Origin of the sequence: Micromonospora sp. NPDC049679 (assembly GCF_040659735.1) — a bacterium.
GTDB lineage: Bacteria > Actinomycetota > Actinomycetes > Mycobacteriales > Micromonosporaceae > Micromonospora_I.
The window spans coordinates 163,509-184,480 of the sequence record NZ_JBFANZ010000003.1 but is presented as its reverse complement, the minus strand read 5'-3'; the positions used below and the strand labels follow the sequence as shown (position 1 = coordinate 184,480).

Genomic DNA, 20,972 nt, shown 5'->3' with positions numbered 1-20,972 from the left:
TCACATACTGCCTGTTCCCGCCGAAGGAGTTCGCCGGTGCGTCTGGCTGACCTGCGTGGCCGTTCCGTCGCTGTCTGGGGGACCGGCCGGGAGGGCCGGGCCGCCGTGACCGCCATCGCCGCGCACGCCCCCGCCGAGCTGGTCGCGGTCGACGACAGCGGCAACTTCCTCTCGCTGCCCTGGGACGGCGCGCTCGCGGCGGCGGCCCCGCTGCACACCGGCGAGGAGGCGTTCGCCAGGCTCGCCGCGGCCGAGGTGGTGGTGCGGTCGCCGGGTGTCGCGCAGACCCACCCGTGGGTGATCGAGCTGCGCCGGCGCGGGGTCACCATCACCGGCGGCACGGCGCTCTGGATGGCCGAGCACGCGGCCCGCACGGTCGGGGTGACCGGCAGCAAGGGCAAGAGCACCACGTCCAGCCTGATCAGTCACCTGCTGACCGCCGTGGGGCACCCCAACATCTTCGGCGGAAACATCGGCGTGCCGCTGCTGGATCTGCCCGACAGCGAGCTGTACGTGCTGGAGCTCTCCAGCTACCAGTGCAGCGACCTCGCCGACTCGCCCCGGGTGGCGGTGGTCACCTCGCTCTTCCCAGAACACCTCGACGCGCACGGCGGCGAGTCGGAGTACTACCGCGACAAGCTCAACCTGGTGGCGCACGGCCCCGAAACGATCGTGTTCAACGGCGCGGACGACCGGCTGGCCGAGATGATCGGCGAGCGGCCCACGGTGGCGGCGGGCGTGCCCACGAGCTTCCACGTCGCGGCCGGCCCCGACGGCGCCCCGTACGTGTTCCGGCGCGAGCAGCCCCTCTTCCCGCGCGCGGTGCTGCCGCTGGTCGGCCGGCACAACGAGCGCAACCTCTGCGTCGCGCTCGCGGTGCTGGAGGCGTACGGCGTCGACTGCCTCGCCGAGCGGGAGACGCTCGCCGGGGCGGTGGCGGCGTTCCCGGGGCTGCCGCACCGGCTCACCCAGATCGAGGACCCGGCCGGCATCACCTTCGTCGACGACACCCTGTCGACCAGCCCCTACTCGGCGATGCACGCGATCGACGCGTACGACGACCGTCCGCTGACGGTGATCGTCGGTGGCACGGACCGGGGCCTGGACTACAGCCCGCTCCGCGAGCACCTCACCGGGCGGAGCCTGACCGTGATCGGCATCCCGGACAGCGGGGAGCGGATCGTGGGGGTGCTGCGTGACCTGCCCGAGGTGCGCACCGAGGTGACCGACGACCTGGTGGCGGCGGTGCGGCTGGCCCGCAAGCTGACCCCGGTCGGCGGGGTGGTGCTGCTGTCGCCGGCCGCGCCGAGCTACGGGCGCTTCCGCAACTTCGAGCACCGGTCCGAGGTGTTCGTGCAGGCGATCCGCGACACCGCCTGATCGCGTCGCGAAAACCGGGGCGACGCCCAACCAACTCCGGTGCTCGTGCGCCCCTAGTTTGTGACGGTGGAGACGGCGCTGCGCCAGGAGGCGATCTCCGACGCGGTGTACGCGAGCGCTATGCGCCGCTTGTTCGGTTGGCGTACCTCACCACGGGGAGCGTGCCGGCTGTCGAAGACGTGGTGCAGGACGCCTTCGTCGAGTGGCTGCGGCGCGGTGACGACGTGCGCGACCCGGCGGCCTACCTGCGTCCGGCGGTCGTCTCGCGCTGCACCTCGTGGGTCCGTCGGCTCGTGTTGGAACGCCGGCACAGCGCGACCGAGCCACCGCGGGTCGCCACGATCGAGCCGGACGCGCCGGCCGTGCGGACCCCTGTCCCGGCTGAATCCTCGTCGACATACCGCTACACCGACGAACGTCGATGCTTCTGGCGGTCGGTTCCGTCGGCGGTCGCGATCGGGCCGATGTCCGGGATCCGGGTAGGTCGGCCCCGGGTGGTCAACGCCCACCGGGTCAGCGGTGGCGCGAGCAGGCCCGTGATGGCGAACAGCAGGCCCACCGCAGCCCAACCGACGACCCCGCCATCAAGGATCACCCACGTCAGCAAAGCTGGGCCGACGGCGCGCGCGATGCCGCTCAGCAGCCCGTCCACGCCCTGGTACGCACCGATGGCCTCCGGCTCGGCCAGGTCGTAGGCCAGGCCTGCTCCGGCGCTGCCGTGCCACAGGTCGCCGATCGTGTAGACGGCGGTTGCGAGCAGCAGCAGCCCGATCGCCGGTCCGGTCGGTGTGCCGGCGGTGGCGGCGTACAGCACCATCGCCCCCGCGAGGACGAGGCCGGCGCGGCGCATCGCCCGGGAGGCCGGGAGCGCCGTGTCCGCGCCGCGACTCATCCGTACTGCCAGCAGCACCGTGAGCACGGTGTTGGCCAGCAGGACCGCCGACACGACGGCGGCCGGCGCCTCCGTGCGGGCCGCGACCCAGAGCGGAACGATCAGCGTAAGCACCACGTAGTGCACGGAAAGCATCGCCGATGCGGCGCTGACCGCAAGGAACGGCCCGTCGCGCAGCGCCCGCCCCCGGCGGGGAACGGGGCTGTCAGCCGTCCGCCCCGACGCGGCCGGCGGGCAGGCTGGCAGCCGCAGTATGAGCGCCGCCGAGAACAGATAGGTCGCGGCATTGCCGACCACCAGAACCTGATAGGCGGCATGGGTATCCGCCGCCAGCGCGAAGCCGGCCGACCCGGCGCCGACTGCGATTCCGAGGTTCGCCACCGCCCGCAGGGTGGCAAACGCGTGTACCCGACCGTCTGGTCCACCGACTGCGGCGACCAGCGCGGCGCGTACCGAGAGGTTCCCGGAGACCAGCAGCGCGTCCAGCACCGCGACCACGAGGAACACGGGGAATGAGTCGACCAGCAGGTACGACGCCGCGACGGCAGCTTGGAGCAGCTGGAGGACCGCCCGCAGCGTACGCGGGTCGTGCCGATCGGCGAGACCGCCGAGCGGCACGCTGGCGGTGAGTCCGATCAGCCCGGCGACGGTGAGGCCAGCGCCGACCGACGCGGGGCTCAGGCCGACGTCGCGGGTTAGGAAGAGCGCCGCGCCGGCCAGCCAGAGCCCCGAGCCGACCGTGTTGGCCAATGTGGCGAAGGCCAGGGTGCGCAGCCGCCCGGGTGGCGGGATCGGCGAGACCGCTGCCCAGCGGGTCATGAGCCGGTACGGGCGCCGGTGACTGAGCCGGTCCGGGCCAAGGTGATGTCGACGGCGGCGGAGACCTCGGCGATCAGGTCGCCGACGTCGTCGCCCCAGTGCGAGGCGATGACGAGGTCGCGGTCCGGGTCGATCCAGAGCAGGTGCCGTCCGCCGTTGCCCCGGGCGCATCGACCGCTCCCCGGTCCGTTCGGCTGGACCTGGCGGGAGTCGTTGCGCCACCACAGGTAGCCATAGTCAGGGTTCAGCTCGCAGGGGTGCCAGGCGCGTTCGATCCATTCCTCGCTCAGCAGTCGCCGGCCCTGCGACTCGCCCCGGCGCAGGTGTAGCTCGCCGAGCAGCGCCAGGTCGTCGGCCGAGATCCACAATCCGCCGCCCCAGTGCGCCCCACCGCTGACTACCGCGACGTTCTCGCCGCCGATGTCGACAAACGCGTCGCGGTAGCCGTGCCAGGACCAGGACGACGACGCGCCGAGCGGGTCGAGCACCTCCTCGCGCAGCACGTCCGGCAGCGGCCGGCGGAACAGCAGCGTCAACGCCAGGCAGAGCAGATTCACCCGTACGTCGTTGTACGCCCAGCCGGTCCCGGGTGCGCCCTCCCGCTCGAAACCCTCACGCCGACTCTGCGCGTCCACCCGCGTCGGCTTGCCCCACAGCTCGCCCTCCCACCCGCTGGTCTGCTGCAACAGGTGCTGCCACGTCATGCCCTCAAGCCCGAGAGTGTCGAGCATCGGATGGTCGGCCGTCGCCAGCACGAGCGCATCCGGGTCGAGTAGGCCCCGGTCGAAGGCGACTCCGGCCACCGTGGCGACGACGCTCTTGGTTCCGCTGAACAGCATCTCCGGGACGCCCGGGTCGCCCCATCGCGCAACTACCCGCCCCTGGCACCGGACGACGCCGGAGGCGCCGGAACCTGCCAACAGCGGACCGGTGACATCCCGGTGCGACTCGTCAGCGACCTGCGCCGACAGGTACGCGGCCATGTCCTCGATGCCGGGCGTGACCCGCTGCGCCTGCTGCTCAGCGGCCCTCCGCACCGCAGCGAGGTCGACCGACCCGTCTGGGCGACGGTCAACGGGGACGAAGTGCGGTTGACCTGCTGCGTCTTCATTGACGGCCATACACCGACGCTAGGTCAACGCGTTTCAGTGCAGGGTCCCGATCGCAGCGACGCGGGTCACAGTGGAGTTCTAGCCCAATGCGTTCCGTGTAGTCCCCGCGCAAGAGCCGGCAAACCTGAGTCAGCCGCAGGACGAGCCGACGACCCGCCCACCGCGCAGAGACGTCACATCGGTGGCGACTGAAAGGCTATGCACGGAGCAGAAACGCGCCGTTTACGGCCCGTACCGTTCGGGCAGGTCTCGCCACGGCGCGCCGGTCCGTAGCTTCCACAAAATTCCGTCGCCCTAGTCCCGCGCGCCGGGGAGCGCGGCGTGCAGGTGGCGCATCGAGCGGATCGCGGAGCGGATCTCCTGGAGGTAGCGGCCGGAGGTGAGGACCGGCTCGGGCAGCCCGGGATGGGTACGGTCCGGGTCGACGCCGATGGTGTCGATGCCACATCCGTACGGCACGGCGAGGGTGCGGATCGCGTCGCAGTGCTGGAACGGCACGTAGATCGGGGCGGTCACCATCAGCACCCGGTCGTCGGGGGAGAGTCGCACCTGCTGCGCCCAGAAATGCTGGGTGTCGGCGGTGTGTGCGCGGCGTACCCCCGGGTCGCTGGAGGGGGCCGCGAGCACTCGAACCACGGGCCCGCCTTCGGGCCGGTAGGTGCGCACGGACCAGGAGCAGTGCGGGTTGGCGTCGGTGCGTCCCGTCTCGTCCTCCGGTCGCCGCACGCCGAAGGCGCGGCGCACCCCGGCGTCGAGCGCCGCCACCTCGGTGTCGCACGCGTCGAGCCCGAGGCCGGCGAGCACGTCGCGTTCATCGGCGGTGAGCGGCCGGAAGCTGCCCAGCACCGCCACCTCCGTGGCGCGCACCGCGCCCGTGTCGAGCAGGTGCGCGGCGTAGTCGGTGCGCTGCAAACAGGCGTGGGCGAGGCCGCCGAGCACCAGCAGGTGCCGGTACGCCCGGCGCGGTGGCGGCAGCGCGGTGACCATGCCCAGCGACCGGGCCGCGTCGATGACGAGTCGCGCGGTCGTCGGATCGAGCGATGGCTCGCGCGCCTCGGGGCGTTCCCGGCCGTGCCGGAAGTCCCAGTGCGTCGCGGAGAATTCGTCGAGCCAGCCGAGCAGGGTCGCCGGGTCACCGGCGGGCAGCCGGCCGCCGAAGGCCCGGACGAGGTCACGGAACGGATCGGCGGTGACCCACCGCTCGATCCCGGCGACGAGCTCGTCGGTCGGGGCGCCCGGTGGTAGCGGCACCGGGGACTGCGAACGCGGGGACTGTGCAGCCGGGGATGGGGGGACCGGACTCGCGGGCACCGCCGGATCTTAGCGGGGCGCGGGGCGGTTGACGGTGTGTCAGAGCGGAGGGGCCGCTCGGCGACAGGGTGGCAATTGCCCGGGCCGTGGTCGTGGTGGCAGCGTGCAGTGATCGGCACCACACCGGGCGAGGGGTTTGATCATCATGACGACCGACGATCTGCTGGACCGCCACAGAGCGGTGCTGCCGTCCTGGATGCCGCTCTACTACGACGAACCGATCGAGATCGTCTCCGGTTCGGGGCGCCGGGTCACCGACGCGGCCGGCCGTAGCTATCTCGACTTCTTCGGCGGCGTGCTGACGAACATGCTCGGCTACGACATCGCCGAGGTGCGCGAGGCGGTGGAGCGGCAGTTGCGCACCGGCGTCGTGCACACCTCCACGCTCTACCTGATCCGTGAGCAGGTCGAGCTCGCCGAGAAGATCGCTCGGCTCTCCGGCATCCCCGACGCCCGCGTCTTCTTCACCAATTCCGGTACGGAGGCCAACGAGGCGGCGTTGCTGGTGGCGACCAACTACCGCCGCTCGCACCAGATCCTCGCCGTGCGCAACAGCTACCACGGCCGGTCGTACGCGACGATGGGCATCACCGGACACCGGGGCTGGTCGGCGAGCGCCCTCAACCCGTTGCAGGTCAGCTGGCTGCACTCGGGCGACCGGCTGCGGGGCCTGCTGTCGCGGCTGGACGATGACGCGCATATCGACGCGGCCGTCGAGGACCTGCGCGAGGTGCTGGCGACGCAGAGCGCGGGGGACGTGGCCTGCCTGATCGCCGAGCCGATCCAGGGCGTCGGCGGTTTCACACACGCCCCCGACGGGCTGCTCGGCGCGTGGAAGAAGGTGCTCGACGAGTCGGGGATCCTGCTCATCTCGGACGAGGTGCAGACCGGCTGGGGACGCACCGGTGAGCACTTCTGGGGCTACCAGGCGCACGACGTGACCCCGGATCTGCTCACCTTCGCCAAGGGGGTCGGCAACGGCTTCGCGCTGGCGGGTGTGGTCGGCCGGGCGGACGTGCTCAACAGCGTCCAGGCGATCTCGTTCTCCACGTTCGGCGGGAACCCGATCTCGACGGCGGCCGGTAGCGCGGTCCTCGACTACCTGCTGGAGCACGATCTGCAGGCCAACGCGGCGCGGGTCGGCGCGATCCTGCGGGACGGGCTACGCGCGGCCGCCCAGCGGTCCGCCATCGTCGCCGAGGTGCGTGGAAAGGGGCTCATGCTCGGCGTGGAATTCGTGCAGCCGGGCTCCCGGGAGCCGGATCCGGCAATCACCGCGCGGGTCTTCGAGGAGTGCCGCCGCGCCGGCCTGCTGGTCGGCAAGGGCGGACTCTACGGCAACGTGATCCGGATGGGCCCACCGCTGACGCTCACCGAGGAAGAGGCGCGGGAAGGACTCGGCATCCTCGTCGACGCGATCGGAGCGGCCTCATGATCAGTCATTTCGTCGACGGCAAGCCGTGGACCGGCGGGTCGGTCCGGCAGGGCGAGGTCTACGACCCGGCCACCGGGCGGCTCACCGGCCACGTCCCGCTCGCCTCGGCCGCCGACGTCGCGGTCGCGGTGGACGCCGCCAGCCGTGCCGCGCGCGCCTGGCGGGACGCGTCGCTGGCCAAGCGCGGCGCCGTGATGTTCGCGTTCCGGGAGATCGTCAACGCCCGGCGCGACCGGCTCGCCGCGGCGATCACCGCGGAGCACGGCAAGGTGCTCGCGGACGCCGCCGGCGAGGTGCAGCGCGGCCTGGAGGTCATCGAGTACGCCTGCGGCATCCCGTCGCTGCAGCGCGGCGCGTTCAGCGAGAACGTCTCCACCGAGGTCGACTCGTACAGCCTGCGGCAGCCGCTCGGCGTCGTGGCGGTGATCTCGCCGTTCAACTTCCCGGTGATGGTGCCGCTCTGGTTCGTGCCGATCGCGATCGCCTGCGGCAACGCGGTGGTGCTCAAGCCGTCGGAGAAGGACCCGTCCGCGCCGACCCTGTTGGCCGAGTGGTTCGCCGAGGCGGGGCTCCCGGACGGGGTGTTCAACATCGTGCACGGCGACAAGGAGGCGGTCGACGCGCTGCTGGAGTCGCCGGCCGTACGGGCGGTGTCGTTCGTCGGTTCGACGCCGGTGGCGCGCTACGTCTACCAGCGCGGCACGATGGCCGGCAAGCGGGTGCAGGCGCTCGGCGGGGCGAAGAACCACATGGTGGTGCTCCCCGACGCCGACCTCGATCTGGCCGCCGACGCGGCGGTCAGCGCCGGGTTCGGCTCGGCGGGGGAGCGTTGCATGGCGATCTCGGTGGTGGTGGCGGTCGAGCCGGTCGCCGATGACCTGGTGTCCCGGATCGCGACCCGGGTCGCCGAGGTGCGTACCGGTGACGGGCGGCGGGCCGGCTGCGACATGGGTCCGCTGGTCACCGGGGCACACCGGGACCGGGTGACGTCCTATGTGGAGGCCGGGATCGCCGCCGGCGCCACGGCGGTGGTCGACGGGCGCGGGGTGGAGCCGGCGGGGGAGCGGGACGGCTTCTGGCTCGGCCCGACCCTCTTCGACCATGTCACGCCGGACATGTCGATCTACACCGACGAGATCTTCGGTCCGGTGCTCTCGGTGGTCCGGGTGGCGTCGTACGACGAGGCGCTCGCCCTGGTCAACAGCAGCGAGTACGGCAACGGCACGGCGATCTTCACCAACGACGGGGGAGCGGCGCGTCGCTTCCAGCACGAGGTGGAGGTGGGCATGGTCGGCGTCAATGTGCCGATCCCGGTGCCGATGGCGTACTTCTCGTTCGGCGGGTGGAAGGCGTCGCTCTTCGGTGACACGCACGCGCACGGGCGGGACGGGGTGCACTTCTTCACCCGCGGCAAGGTCGTGACGAGCCGGTGGCTCGATCCGCGCCACGGTGGGGTGAATCTGGGCTTCCCGACGCAGAGCTGATCGGTGCGGAGAGCCGGCCATGTTTCGGTCGGTGGGCGGCGGTGTGCAACGGCACCGCCGCCCATCGGCGTTTTTCGGGTGGATAACGGTTCGGGCGTGAGGTCTTGCTGTCCGGGGACAACTGCCGTAAGAATTCTTCAACACGATCATTTTAATTGAAGACAAGCAACGCAGTCCCGTGCCGCGAGCCGAGGCCCCGCGCGTCCCCCGCGCGTGGCGTCGCCTGACCGGATCCGAGGAGAACTCATGAATAGGCGTGACCTTCTGCGCAGCACCGCAGCCGCCGGCGTCCTCGCCCCGGCCGCCGGCCTGCTGACCGGCTGCGCGATGGGCGGCGACAGCGGCGGCGACAAGTTCACCAACCAGGGTGAGAAGACCGCCGACAACCCGTTCGGGGTCAAGGAGGACGTGCCGCTGGAGGTGGTCATCTTCAACGGCGGCTTCGGTGAGGAGTACGCCAGGGCGCACGAGGCGATGTACACGGAGAAGCACCCGAAGGCCGCCATCAAGCACTCGGCGACGCAGGAGATCAGCAAGACGCTGCAGCCGCGCTTCGTCGACGGCACCCCGCCCGACGTGGTCAACAACTCCGGCGGCGGCCAGATCGACTTCAACGGCCTCGTCTCGCAGAACGCCCTTGCCGACCTCGGTGAACTGCTCGACGCGCCGAGTCTCGACCTGCCCGGCAAGACCGTGCGGGAGACCCTGCTGCCCGGCGCCGTCGATGTCGGCTCCTACAACGGCAAGTTCCTGGTCATGAACTACACCTACACCGCGTACGGCATCTGGTACTCCACCAGGCTCTTCGCCGACCGGGGCTGGCAGTACGCGAATACCTGGGACGAGCACATCGCGCTCTGCAAGACGATCAAGGCCGCCGGCATCGCCCCCTGGACCTACCCCGGTGTCCACCCGCGCTACATGAGCTGGCCGGTGATCGCGACCGCCATCAAGCTCGGTGGGACGGACGTGGCGAAGAACATCGACAACCTGGAGCCCAACGCCTGGAAGTCCGACGCGATGAAGACCGCGGCCGAGGCGTGGCACCAGATCGTCAAGGACGGCTACATCCTCGCCGGCTCGGCCGGGCTGGACCACAAGCAGGCGCAGACCGCGTGGTCGCAGGGGAAGGCCGCGTTCATCTCGTGCGGATCGTGGCTGGAGAACGAGCAGAAGTCGGTCACCCCCGCCGGGTTCAACATGACCGTGGCGCCCACCCCGAGCCTCGGCGCCGGCGACAAGCTCCCCTTCGCGGCGCTGCGCGGTACCGCCGGTGAGCCGTTCATGGTGCCGGCGAAGGCGGCGAACCGGCCGGGCGGCCTGGAATACCTGCGCGTCATGCTCTCCCGGAAGGGCGCGCAGGACTTCACCCGCAAGGTCTCCAGCCTGACCGTCGTGGCCGGCGGGACCGGCGGGGTCGAGCTGCCCTTCGGCCTGACCAGCGTGACGAAGGCGCTGGAAGCCTCGGGCGGCGACACGTTCAACTGGCTCTACAACGCCTACTACCGCAAGCTGGAGCGCAACCTCGTCGACGCGGCGTGCGGCGAGTTCTTCAGCGGCCGCAGCACCCCGGCCGAGTTCCTCGACCAGTGCCAGAAGGGCGCGGACTCGATCGCGGCGGACAGTTCGGTCGCCAAGTACAAGCGGGCGTAGCGGGTCGGTCCATGAAACACGGTAGATATCCGCTGATCGTCACCTTCCTGGTGCCGCCGCTACTGCTGTACGCCCTGTTCGTGCTCTCGCCGTACCTGCAGGCCTTTCAGATCTCGACCACCGACTGGCTGGGCTATACGACGAGCGCCGACTTCGTCGGGGCGGAGAACTTCGCGGCGCTGCTGCGCGACGACTACGTGTGGAACGCGTTGAAGAACAACGCGATCCTGCTCGCCGTCGTGCCGGTGGTGACGATCGGGTTCGGCCTCTTCTTCGCGACGATGCTCAACATGGGCGGACGGAAGGGGCGGGCCGGGGTGGTGGGGGTGCGCGGGAGCGGCCTCTACCGCACCGTCTACTTCTTCCCCCAGGTGCTCTCCGTGGTGATCATCGCGATCATCTGGAAGGAGGCCTACCACCCGAACTACGGCCTGATCAACGGCGCACTGCGCGCGGTCGGGATCGCGGGTCCGGCCTGGCTCGGCGACCCCGACACGGTGTTCTGGTGCGTGCTGGTCGCCATGGTCTGGAGCAACGTCGGCTTCTACGTGGTGCTCTTCGGCGCGGCGATGCAGGCGATCCCGCGTGACATCTACGAGGCGGCGATGCTCGACGGCGCGACGCGCTGGGTCACCCTGGTCCGGGTCACCGTCCCGCTGCTCTGGGACACCGTGCAGGTCGCCTGGATCTACCTGGCTATCTTCGCGCTCGACGGCTTCATCCTGGTGCAGCAGATGACCCTCAACGGCGGTCCCAACTTCGCCGCCGACGTCATCGGCCTGCGCATGTACGACACGGCGTTCGGCAGCGAGACGAAGTTCGGGTACGCCTCGGCGATCGGCGTGGTGATGTTCTTCCTGACCCTCTCGGTGGCGGTGCTGGCGCTGCGGGCCGCCCGACGTGATCGGATCGAGTACTCGTGACCACCGTGCCCGTCCTGACGCCGGCCGAGGCGGAGAGCGAGACGCGTGATCGCGCAGTGCGCCGCGAGCGCGGCATCGCCAACGCCTTTTCCCACGGCTTCCTGCTGCTGTGGGGCGTGCTGACCACGTTCCCGCTGCTCTGGGTGCTGCTCAACTCGTTCAAGAGCGACACGGAGATCCTCGGGGACCCGTGGGGCCTGCCGGGTGCGTTGCGCTTCGAGAACTGGTCGCGGGCCTGGACCGAGGCGCACATCGGCCGTTACTTCCTCAACAGCGCCATCGTGGTCGCCGGTTCGCTGACCCTGACCATGCTGCTCGGCGCCACCGCCGCGTACGTGTTCGCCCGCTACGAGTTCCGGGGCCGGCAGCTCGTGTACTACCTGTTCGTCGGCGGCATGATGTTCCCGGTCTTCCTGGCCCTGGTGCCACTCTTCTTCGTGGTGAAAAATGCCGGCCTGTTCGGCAGCTGGACCGGGCTGATCCTGGTGTACGCCGCCTACTCGCTGCCGTTCACGGTCTTCTTCCTGACCGCGTTCTTCCGGACCCTGCCGACCGCCGTCGCCGAGGCCGCGCTGATCGACGGTTGCGGGCATTTCCGGCTCTTCTTCCGGGTGATGCTGCCGATGGCGAGACCGGGTTTGATCAGTGTGGCGATCTTCAACTTCCTCAGCCACTGGAACCAGTTCATCCTGCCGCAGGTGCTCATGCAGGGCGACGACTCGAAGAAGGTGCTCGCCCAGGGACTGTCCGCGCTGGCCGTGAGCCAGGGCTACGCGGGCGACTACAGCGGGCTCTTCGCCGGCCTGACCATCGCCATGCTGCCGGTGCTGATCATCTACGTCGCCTTCCAACGCCAGGTCCAGTCCGGCCTAACCGCCGGCCAACTCAAATAACCCCGCGCTCCCCGCTCCCTCTTCCGTCGATCAAGGGAGTACGCACATGGTTCGATCTCCAATCGTGTGAACACGTCCTTGATCGACGGGAAATTCGTTGAAAGAGGCGTGTTGGGCGCCGGTCGGTGCGGCGTCAGGGTGCGAGGGCCACGAGGCGGGCATGCAGGGCGTCGGCGTCCACCTCGGGCAGGGCGCGGGCGGCCAGCCAGGCGGCCGCGACCGCGCCGTCTCCGGCGGTTTCCAGCGGGGCCTCCGGCCACCGGACTCGCAGCGCCGCGGTCACCGCAGCGGCCAGCGGCGTGTCGCCGGTGAGGAGCCCGCCGCCGAGCACGATCGGGGTGGTCTCGTCCGCCGTGCGGATCCGTTCCACGGTCGTCACAAGATGCCGGGCCGCGTCGGCGAGGATCGCCGTCGCCGTGGTGTCGCCCTGGTCGGCAGCGGTGATCACCAGCGGGGCGAGTGCGGCGAGTTCGACGGGGGGCCGCCGGGTGACCGTCTGGACGAGCCGGTCGACGGTGTCGCGCGGGCGGGGCGCGACCGTGGGCGCGCCGAGCAGTTCGGTCAGGACCAGCGCGTCGAGCAAGGTGAGCTGCCGGCCGGCGTCGAGGTCGGCCAGGGCGCGGCGGACCGCCTCGCGGCCGAGCCAGAAGCCGGAGCCGGAGTCGCCGAGCAGCCAGCCGTGGCCGTCGGCGGCCCGGTCGAGCGTCATCCCGCGCACGGCGGCGGCGATCGCGCCGGTCCCGGCGATGAGCACGGTGCCGTCGGGGGCGGGGACGCCCGAGGCGTACGCCACCAGCGCGTCGCCGACCACGGTATAGGGGCAGCGGAGCCCGACCTCCCGCCAGACGGTGTCGAACGCGGCTCGGCCGGTCGGGTCGGCCAGGAGGCGCCCGGCGCCGGCGAGCCCGATCACGCCCGCCCGGGCGTTCATCGGCTCCACATCGGACAGTGCGTCCGTCAGGGCGGCGCGCAGCTCGGCGGCGGCCCGTTCGGCGCCGTGTGTCGTGGGGTTACCGCCGCCGGCCCGGCCGTCGCCGAGTCGTTCGCCGGTGAGCGAGGCGACGCTGACGCGGGTTGTCGAGCCACCGACGTCGAGCCCGACCACGATCGCCTCTGACATCCGCCGTGCGTCCCTCCGTCGGCCCTCCACCTCGGTCAATGCTGCGCGGCGCGGTGTCGTGAGGCAAGGCCGGAGCGACCCCGGACGAGGTAACAGTTTGAAAACTTCGCCCACGGTATTGACAAGAAGGGGCCCGCAGTAAGAACTTTTACCACTATCAGTAAACAACGTTTTCGGAAAGGTGACCGCCGATGGTTGATCACGAGGCCGAGACCCCCGCGGGGACCGCGGTGGTCGATGCCCCGGCAACCGAGGGGCGGAGCGTCATCGCGCTGTCGCCGGCGGACAGCGTGCTGGCGCGCGTCCGATCCGGGCTGCCGGAGTTCACCGGAGCCCTGCAGCGCGTCGCCGAGCAGGTGCTCGCCGACCCCAGCGCCGCGGCCCGGGCGACCATAGTGGAGCTCGCCGAACGGAGCGGCACCTCGCCCGCCACGGTCACCCGGTTCTGCCGCGCGATGGGGTTCGAGGGCTACGCCGACCTGCGGCTCGGCATCGCCGCCGAGACCGGCCGGGCCCGCTCCGCCGGCTGGACCATCGACATCGGCCGCGAGATCCAGCCCGGCGACCCACTGGACCGGGTGCTCGGGCAGATCATGGCCGCGGACACCCGTGCCATGCACGACACGGCCACCCTGCTCGACCTGCGCGAGGTCGAGCGGGCCGCGCACGCCGTCGCCGGGGCGTCGCGGGTCAACATCTTCGGGGCCAGCGGCAGCGCCCTCGTCGGCGAGGAGCTGCAGTTCAGCCTGCACCGCATCGGCGTACCCGCCTGGGCCTGGACCGACGTGCACAACGGGCTGGCCAGCGCCGCGCTGATGCGCGCCGGCGACGTGGCGATGGGCATCTCGCACAGCGGCCAGACCCGCGAGACGATCGAGATGCTCGCCGAGGCGGGCAGCCACGGCGCGACGACCGTCGCGCTGACCAGCTTCCCCCGCTCGCCGCTCGCCGAACTCGCCGACATCGTGCTGATCACCGCCACACAGGCCACCACGTTCCGACCCGACGCGCTCTCCGCGCGGCACCCGCAGCTCGTCGTCCTCGACCTGCTCTACATCGCCGTCGCCCAACGCACCCACGACCGGGCGCACGCCGCGTTCCAGCGCACGGCCCAGGCCGTCGACGGGCACAAGGCCGCGAAGGAGGTGCGCCACGCATGATCAGCATGCAGGGGTACGCCGACGCGGTCCGCCCGGTGCTGGACCGGTTGCTCGACTCGGAGGCTGACGGCATCGCCCGGGCCGCCGACCTGATCGCCGCCAGCCTGCGCGACGGCGGAGTGCTGCACGCCTTCGGCGCCGGCCACTCCGAGGCGTTCGCCGCCGAACTGGTCGCCCGGGCCGGCGGACTCGTCCCGACCAACCGGCTCACGGTGCGCGACGTGGTCGTCCACGGCGACGCTCCGCGGGAGGTGCTCGACGATCCCAAGCTCGAACGCGATCCCACCATCGCCCACCAGATCTACGAACTCGCGGCCCCGCAGCCGCGCGACGTGTTCGTGGTGGCGTCCCAGTCCGGCATCAACGGCTCGGTCGTGGAGCTGGCGACGCTGGTCAAGAAGCGCGGTCATGAGCTGATCGCGGTCACCTCGGTCGAGCACACCGCGCGGGTGGCACCGCGGCACCCCTCGGGTCGACGGCTCGCCGACATCGCCGACGTCGTGCTGGACAACGGCGCGCCGTACGGCGACGCACTGCTGCCGCTGGAAGGCGGCGGCGCGGTCTGCGCGGTCTCGTCGGTCACCGCTGCGCTGCTGGCGCAGTTGCTGACCGCCGAGGTCGTGCGACGGTTCCACCTCGCCGGAGAGGCGCCCCCGGTCTACCTCTCCGCGAACGTCCCCGGTGGGGACGAACACAACCACGCCCTTGAGTCACGGTACGCCGGGCGCATCCGGCGGACCGCCTGAGGCGATTCCGACGCGACGCATCCGATCCGAGGAGCAACAGATGTCTGCAACCCCCGACAGCGCATCCGATCTCACCCGTCGCACAGTGCTACGCCGCGCCGCGGCCGCCGGCCTGCTCGCCACCCCCGCCGCCGGCCTGCTCAGCGCCTGCGCCACCAGCGACGGCGACAGCGGCGAGCAGAGCACCGGCACCAAGAGCGACAAGAACCCGTTCGGGGTCAAGGAGGACGCCCCGATCGAGGTGGTCATCTTCAACGGCGGCTACGGCGAGAAGTACGCCACCGACGTGCACGAACCGCTCTACAAGAAGGCGTTCCCCAAGGCGGAGATCAAGCACCAGTCGACCCAGGCGGTCTCGACCGTTCTGCAGCCGCGCTTCGCCTCGGGCCAACCGCCCGAGTTCGTCAACAACTCCGGCGAGAAGCTGATCGACTTCGGTTCCCTCGTCGCCGACGGCCAACTGCAGGACCTCACCGAGCTCTGGGACGCGCCGTCGGTCGACGACCCGTCGAAGAAGGTGCGCGACACCGTGGTGCCCGGCACCGTGGAGGCCGGTTCGTTCAACGGCAAGCCGTACGTCCTCTACTACGTCTCCACCGTGTTCGGCATCTGGTACTCCGGCAAGCTGTTCAAGAACAACGGCTGGACCGCGCCCAAGACCTGGGACGAGTTCACGACGCTGCTCGGCGCCATCAAGGCCAAGGGCGTCACCCCGTACGGCTACGCCGGCGCGAACGCCGCCTACTACCAGTGGAACGTGATCCTCACCCACGCGGCGAAGATCGGCGGCACCGATGTGCTGAAGAACATCGACAACCTGGAGGACGGCGCCTGGCAGGTCGACGCCGTCAAGCAGGCCGCCGCGGCGTGGGCGGAGGTCGGCGCCAAGTACATCGACAAGAGCTTCGAGGGGCTCAAGCACACCGACGTGCAGCTCCAGCAGAACCAGTACAAGCTCGCCTTCTATCCCAGCGGCGACTGGCTGGAGGGGGAGCAGAAGAAGGACACCCCCGAGGGCTTCGAATACCAGTTGATGCCGGTGCCGAGCCTCGCCAGCTCCGACAAGCTGCCGGGAACGGCCCTGCGGGCGACCGCCGGTGAGGGCTACTTCGTCTCGGCGAAGAGCAAGAACCCCCGTGGTGGCCTGGAGTACATGCGTCAGATGCTCTCCACGGCCGGCGCCAAGGGCTTCACGGAGGTCGTCAAGGCGCCGACCGTGGTCCCCGCCGGCTCGCAGGGTTACGCCTTCCCGCCCGGCGTGAAGAGCTCGCAGGCCGCGCTTGCCGCCGCCGGCAAGGACGTCTTCAACATCTTCTTCGACGGCTGGTACAAGGAGCTGGACCAGGAGGCGCGGACCGCCACCAACGAGCTGATGTTCGGTCGCATCAAGGCCGACGCGTTCGTGGAGCGGATCCAGAAGAAGGCCGACGCCATCAAGAAGGACTCGTCCGTCACCAAGTTCAAGCGCTGATCGGAGCGTAGGGGTCATGCGGCACGGCAAGTATCCGTTCGTGGTCGGCTTTCTGGCCGCACCCGTGGTGTTGTATGTGGTCTTCGTGATCGCGCCGTACGCGCAGGCGTTCCAGATCTCGATGACCAACTGGCGCGGTCTCTCCGCGCCGCAGTGGGTCGGCTTCGACAACTATCGGCGGTTGCTCGACGACGGCAACTTCTGGAAGGCGATTCAGCACCACGCCGTACTGCTGCTTGCCCTGCCGCTGATCACCATCGCCATCGCGCTGTTCTTCGCCTTCCTGCTCAACGTCGCGGGTAAGAGCAGCGGCGGGCAGCGGCGCGGGGTCTGGGGGTCGAAGTTCTACCGGGTGGTGTTCTTCTTCCCCCAGGTCCTCGCCGTGGCGATCATCGCGGTGCTGTTCCAGATGGTCTACCGGCCCAATGAGTCCGGGCTGATCAACGGCGTGTTGATGAAGCTCGGGATGGACCCAGTCTTCTTCCTGATCAGGCCCAACCTGGCGCTCTGGTCGATCCTCGGCGTGCTGGTCTGGCAGGCGGTCGGCTTCTACGTGGTGCTCTTCTCCGCCGGGATGGCCTCCATCCCGACCGAGATCTACGAGGCCGCCGAGATGGACGGTGCGACCCGGATGACCCTGTTCTTCCGGGTGACCCTGCCGCTGCTCTGGGACACCCTTCAGGTCGCCTGGGTCTATCTGGGCATCGCCGCGTTCGACGCGTTCGCGATCGTCGCGGTGCTCTCCGTGGACAGCGGCGGCCCGGACGGTGCGACGACGGTGCTGGCGATGGAGATCTACCGCAACGCCTTCACCTATGGCCGGTACGGCTACGCCTCCGCGATGGGGGTGGCGCTGTTCTTCCTGACCATCACGTTCGCGGCCCTGGCGCTGCGCGTCTCCAAGCGGGAAAGCGTCGAATACTGATGGGAACGCCGATGACGACGAATATCGCGCAGCCGCGTACGGAAGGGCCCGCGCCGCACGCCGGGCCGGCGCGGGGCGGGCAGCGCAAGGGGCGCACGTCGGACGTGCGGCTGCTGTCGCGACTGGGACACGTGGCGCTGATGGTCTGGGCGGTGATCGTCATCGTGCCGATCCTCTGGACCTTCCTGGCCTCGTTCAAGAACACGACCGAGATCTTCAGCAGTCCGTGGACACTCCCGGGCGAACTGCGCTGGGAGAACTACAGCCGGGCCTGGACCAAGGCGCACGTGGGGACGTACTTCCTCAACAGCGTGATCGTGGTGTCGATCAGCACCTTCGGCACCATGCTGTTCGGGTCGATGGCCGCCTACGTGCTCGCCCGCTACAAGTTCGTGGGCAACCGGTTCATCTACTACCTGTTCGTCAGCGGGCTGGCCTTCCCGGTCTTCCTCGCGCTGGTGCCACTCTTCTTCGTGGTGAAGAACCTCGGCCTGCTCGACACGCACACCGGCCTGGTGCTGGTCTACATCGCGTACTCGCTGCCGTTCACGATCTTCTTCCTGGCGGCGTTCTTCAAGACGCTGCCGTCGTCGGTCGCCGAGGCCGGGATGATCGACGGCTGCTCGCACACCCGGCTCTTCTTCCAGGTCATGCTGCCGATGGCGAAGCCCGGCCTGATCAGCGTGGCGATCTTCAACATCATCGGCCAGTGGGCGCAGTACCAGTTGCCGCTGGTGCTGCTCTCGAACGCGAAGGACAAATGGGTGCTCACCCAGGGCATCGCCGACATTTCAGTTAATGCCGGCTATGAGGCGGACTGGTCCGGGCTGTTCGCGGCGCTGACCATCGCCATCCTGCCGATGATCGTGGTGTACGCGATCTTCCAGCGTCAGATCCAGTCCGGGCTGACCTCCGGCGCGGTCAAGTAGCGGACGGGGCGAAAGCCCCGCCCGCCCCCGCCGATCAAGGACTTGTGCGTCGATCAAGGGCGTATTCACACGATCGGAGATCAAACCGTGCGCATACGTCCTTGATCGACGGGGAGAGGCGGGGTACGGGGGCGTCGGCGCCGTCCTCCGTGATCTTGTCGGTGGGGTCGGGCACAATGCGTTGGTGCTGGTAGCGGTGGTGGCGGAGGAGAGCGGCGGGGGACGCCTGCAGTCGCTCGACGATGACGGCGGGCCGGTCGGGTCGGCCGAGCGCCACGCCGATCTCGCCGCCGCCGTCGCCGACCGGGAGCGTCGCGAGCACCCCCGCTGGCTCTGGGCCGCCACCACGTCGATCTACCCCGCGCTGCTGCGGGCCGCTGTCCGGGTCGACCGCTGCCACGACATCGAGCTCACCGAGGCGCTGCTGCTCGGTCACGCCGGTCGCTGGGGTGAGCCGCGCGCCCTCGGGGCCGCCTGGGCCCGGCTCACCGGTGCCCCGGTGCCGGCCGACCCGCCACCGCGGACGGCGGTGCCGCCGGGCCACGGGCAGGCCGCGCTCTTCGACGAGGTGGCCGCGCCGGCGAGGGCCGCCGGCGCGGATCCGCTGCGCGCGCTCATCGAGGTGTACGCCGACCAGCGTCGCCGGATGGCCGGCGCGGAGCATCCGGGCCGGTTCCGGCTGCTGGTCGCCGCCGAATCGGCGACCGCGCTGATCGCCGCGGAGATGGGCGCGGACGGCCTGCCGTGGCGGGCCGATGTGCACGAGGCGCTCCTGCTGGAGCTCCTGGGGCAGCCGTCCCCGGTCGGCGGCCCGCCGCGACGGCTGGCGCAGTTGGCCGTGCGGATCGCGGAGGTGTTCGACGACCGGCAGCTGCATCCCGACTCGCCGGCCGAGGTGCTGCGGGCGTTCGCCCGGGTTGGGATCGAGTTGCCGAACACCCGTGCCTGGGTGCTGCGCGGGGTTGACCATCCGGCCGTGCCGCTCCTGTTGGAATACAAGGAGCTCTACCGGATCTGGACCGCGCACGGCTGGGCCTGGCGGGACGCGTGGATCCACGATGGACGGTTCCGGCCCGAGTACGTGCCGGCCGGCGTCGTCTCCGGCCGCTGGGCGACCCGGGGCGGGGGAGCGCTGCAGATCCCGAAGGTGGTGCGCCGCGCGGTGCGGGCCGATCCGGGGTGGCGGCTGGTGGTCGCCGACGCCGGTCAGTTGGAGCCGCGGGTGCTCGCCGCGGTTTCCGGCGACGCGCGCCTCGCGTCGGCCGGGGGCGCCGGTGATCTCTACGCGGCGCTGGCCAATGACGCGTTCGGCGGCGACCGGGCGCGCGCCAAGGTGGCGCTGCTGGGCGCCATGTACGGGCAGACCGGCGGCGAGGCGATCCCGGCCCTCGCCGCGCTGCGGCGCAGCTATCCCACCGCCTTCGACTACGTCGAGACGGCGGCGCGCACGGGCGAGGCGGGCGGGTTGGTCCGCTCGTGGCTCGGTCGCACCTGCCCACCCCCCTCGGTGAGCGTGCGCGACACGGACACCGACGGGCAGGTGTTCGAGGTGGACGCCGAGACCGATCTGCACGGGCCCCGGGCCCGTGCGGCGGCCCGGGCACGTGGCCGGTTCACCCGTAACTTCGTGATCCAGGCGACGGCCGCGGAGTGGGCCGCCACGGTACTGGCGACGCTGCGCGCGTCGCTCGCCGGCACCTCCGCGGAGCTCGTCTTCTTCCAGCACGACGAGGTGCTCGTGCACTGTCCCGCCGAGCAGGCCGACACGGTGGCCGGGCTGGTCCGGCAGGCCGCCGCACAGGCCACCCGACTGCTGTTCGGCGACACTCCCGTCCGGTTCCCGCTCGACGCCGCGGTGGTCGAGTCCTACGCGGACGCCAAATAGCGCCACCTGAGCCGCCCCTGCTCGTTGGTCCGGTGTGCGCTTCACGGGGTCGGTGCGGGTGTGTGTATCGCCCGCACGATCCCCGACCGGCATCGCCGGTCATTCCATGGCGGACGGCCAAGGCCGTCCGCGTCGCATGCACCGCCACGGGCCACGTGGCCGGGCGGGGTGGTTGGTCACCATGGCGGGGGTGACACAGCTGAGCCGGACAGCAGGAATGATTATTGCCGCGGGCGGCGGCCGCAACATCGGCGGCCCGGAGGCGCTGCTCTATCAGGGGGACAGACTCCTGGTGGAGCGGGTGTTGGACACCGTGCGGGAGGCGGATCTCGCACCCGTCGTCGTGGTCCTCGGGGCCGGGGCGGAGGAGGTTCAGGCGACCGCGGATCTGCGCGGAGCGAGTGTGGTCGTCAACCGCGCCTGGGGGACGGGTCTCGGTTCCTCGCTCCGCGTGGGGCTCGGCGCGCTGACCATGAGCGCGGTCGAAGCCGTTGCCGTGATGCCCGTCGACATGCCGGGGATCACGCACGAGGCGCTACGGCGGGTCTCCGCGTTGCCGTATCCGGATGTGCTGGTCTGCGCCACGTACGGCGGGCTGCGCAACTATCCGATGGTCTTCGGTCGCAAACACTGGCCGGCGATCTCGGACCTGGGTAACACGGACGGGGGTGCCCGGCCCTACCTGCTCGCCCATCGCGAGGAGGTGGTCGACGTCTCCTGTGACGGCATCGCCGACGGCAGTCGGGTCGACACGCCCGAGTTGGTCGCGGAGTGGGGGCTCTCCGTGCCGAGTCAGCGGGTGCCGGCGTCGTAACGACGCCGGCACCCCTCCCC

General features: G+C 70.6%; 18 protein-coding genes and 1 pseudogene. 14 read left to right on the top strand and 5 right to left on the bottom strand.

The features are described 5' to 3' along the window. The first annotated feature begins 36 nt into the window (after positions 1 to 36). On the top strand, positions 37 to 1,380 hold the full coding sequence (gene murD / locus AB0J06_RS03740) for a UDP-N-acetylmuramoyl-L-alanine--D-glutamate ligase (RefSeq protein WP_357424226.1): 1,344 nt from the start codon (positions 37 to 39) through the stop codon (positions 1,378 to 1,380). After that, positions 1,377 to 1,658: pseudogene (locus AB0J06_RS03735) on the top strand (sigma factor); the annotation flags it as partial. The gene murD and the pseudogene AB0J06_RS03735, both read left to right, overlap by 4 nt. Positions 1,659 to 1,783: 125 nt before the next feature. On the opposite strand, the gene AB0J06_RS03730 reads toward AB0J06_RS03735, so the two are convergent. The 4 genes from AB0J06_RS03730 to AB0J06_RS03715 all read right to left on the bottom strand — a co-directional run bounded on the left by AB0J06_RS03730 (position 1,784) and on the right by AB0J06_RS03715 (position 5,454). Beyond that, positions 1,784 to 3,091, bottom strand: coding sequence for an MFS transporter (locus AB0J06_RS03730; protein ID WP_357424224.1), 1,308 nt, complete (start codon positions 3,089 to 3,091; stop codon positions 1,784 to 1,786). After that, positions 3,088 to 4,212: a serine hydrolase gene (locus tag AB0J06_RS03725; RefSeq protein ID WP_357424222.1), complete on the bottom strand. Its 1,125-nt coding sequence runs from the start codon at positions 4,210 to 4,212 to the stop codon at positions 3,088 to 3,090. The genes AB0J06_RS03730 and AB0J06_RS03725 overlap by 4 nt, the downstream gene beginning before the upstream one ends. A gap of 213 nt (positions 4,213 to 4,425) precedes the next feature. Beyond that, entirely contained in the window at positions 4,426 to 4,488 is a 63-nt protein-coding gene (locus AB0J06_RS03720; RefSeq protein ID WP_357424388.1) for a hypothetical protein, read from the bottom strand. A 9-nt stretch (positions 4,489 to 4,497) separates the two neighbouring features. Next, the gene (locus AB0J06_RS03715; protein ID WP_357424220.1) at positions 4,498 to 5,454 is read right to left on the bottom strand and encodes a hypothetical protein; all 957 of its coding nucleotides are present in this window, start codon (positions 5,452 to 5,454) and stop codon (positions 4,498 to 4,500) included. A gap of 205 nt (positions 5,455 to 5,659) precedes the next feature. Between AB0J06_RS03715 and AB0J06_RS03710 the strand changes: the two genes are divergently transcribed. From AB0J06_RS03710 to AB0J06_RS03690, 5 genes are all read left to right on the top strand, one after another. Further along, a complete protein-coding gene (locus AB0J06_RS03710) occupies positions 5,660 to 6,949 on the top strand; it encodes an aspartate aminotransferase family protein (protein WP_357424219.1) in 1,290 nt (429 codons plus the stop codon). Continuing rightward, positions 6,946 to 8,433 (top strand): CoA-acylating methylmalonate-semialdehyde dehydrogenase, encoded by a 1,488-nt coding sequence (locus tag AB0J06_RS03705; RefSeq protein ID WP_357424217.1) that lies wholly within the window; start codon positions 6,946 to 6,948, stop codon positions 8,431 to 8,433. Before AB0J06_RS03710 ends, AB0J06_RS03705 begins: the two co-directional genes overlap by 4 nt. 246 nt (positions 8,434 to 8,679) lie before the next feature. Beyond that, on the top strand, positions 8,680 to 10,086 hold the full coding sequence (gene ngcE / locus AB0J06_RS03700; protein WP_357424215.1) for an N-acetylglucosamine/diacetylchitobiose ABC transporter substrate-binding protein: 1,407 nt from the start codon (positions 8,680 to 8,682) through the stop codon (positions 10,084 to 10,086). A gap of 11 nt (positions 10,087 to 10,097) precedes the next feature. Further along, positions 10,098 to 11,009, top strand: coding sequence for a sugar ABC transporter permease (locus tag AB0J06_RS03695; RefSeq protein ID WP_357424213.1), 912 nt, complete (start codon positions 10,098 to 10,100; stop codon positions 11,007 to 11,009). 56 nt (positions 11,010 to 11,065) lie between these two features. Next, entirely contained in the window at positions 11,066 to 11,902 is an 837-nt protein-coding gene (locus AB0J06_RS03690) for a carbohydrate ABC transporter permease (protein WP_357424386.1), read from the top strand. Between the two features lie 133 nt (positions 11,903 to 12,035). Here AB0J06_RS03690 and AB0J06_RS03685 read toward each other — a convergent pair whose 3' ends face one another. Further along, positions 12,036 to 13,022, bottom strand: coding sequence for a BadF/BadG/BcrA/BcrD ATPase family protein (locus tag AB0J06_RS03685; RefSeq protein ID WP_357424211.1), 987 nt, complete (start codon positions 13,020 to 13,022; stop codon positions 12,036 to 12,038). Positions 13,023 to 13,213: 191 nt separating this feature from the next. On the opposite strand from AB0J06_RS03685, the gene AB0J06_RS03680 reads away from it, so the two are divergent. The 7 genes from AB0J06_RS03680 to AB0J06_RS03650 all read left to right on the top strand — a co-directional run bounded on the left by AB0J06_RS03680 (position 13,214) and on the right by AB0J06_RS03650 (position 20,952). Then, positions 13,214 to 14,182 carry a MurR/RpiR family transcriptional regulator gene (locus tag AB0J06_RS03680; protein ID WP_357424209.1) on the top strand — a complete coding sequence of 323 codons (969 nt, stop codon included), beginning with the start codon at positions 13,214 to 13,216 and terminating at the stop codon, positions 14,180 to 14,182. After that, on the top strand, positions 14,179 to 14,928 hold the full coding sequence (locus AB0J06_RS03675; RefSeq protein ID WP_357424207.1) for an SIS domain-containing protein: 750 nt from the start codon (positions 14,179 to 14,181) through the stop codon (positions 14,926 to 14,928). Before AB0J06_RS03680 ends, AB0J06_RS03675 begins: the two co-directional genes overlap by 4 nt. A gap of 40 nt (positions 14,929 to 14,968) precedes the next feature. Further along, on the top strand, positions 14,969 to 16,399 hold the full coding sequence (gene ngcE, locus AB0J06_RS03670; RefSeq protein WP_357424205.1) for an N-acetylglucosamine/diacetylchitobiose ABC transporter substrate-binding protein: 1,431 nt from the start codon (positions 14,969 to 14,971) through the stop codon (positions 16,397 to 16,399). A gap of 16 nt (positions 16,400 to 16,415) precedes the next feature. Continuing rightward, the gene (locus tag AB0J06_RS03665; protein WP_357424203.1) at positions 16,416 to 17,324 is read left to right on the top strand and encodes a sugar ABC transporter permease; all 909 of its coding nucleotides are present in this window, start codon (positions 16,416 to 16,418) and stop codon (positions 17,322 to 17,324) included. Positions 17,325 to 17,464: 140 nt separating this feature from the next. Next, positions 17,465 to 18,253, top strand: a complete 789-nt coding sequence (locus AB0J06_RS03660) for a carbohydrate ABC transporter permease (RefSeq protein ID WP_357424384.1) — start codon at positions 17,465 to 17,467, stop codon at positions 18,251 to 18,253. Between the two features lie 184 nt (positions 18,254 to 18,437). Beyond that, the gene (locus AB0J06_RS03655; protein ID WP_357424201.1) at positions 18,438 to 20,138 is read left to right on the top strand and encodes a bifunctional 3'-5' exonuclease/DNA polymerase; all 1,701 of its coding nucleotides are present in this window, start codon (positions 18,438 to 18,440) and stop codon (positions 20,136 to 20,138) included. A 217-nt stretch (positions 20,139 to 20,355) separates the two neighbouring features. Beyond that, complete coding sequence (locus AB0J06_RS03650) at positions 20,356 to 20,952, top strand: nucleotidyltransferase family protein (protein ID WP_357424382.1); 597 nt, start codon at positions 20,356 to 20,358, stop codon at positions 20,950 to 20,952. The last annotated feature ends 20 nt before the right edge of the window (positions 20,953 to 20,972 follow it).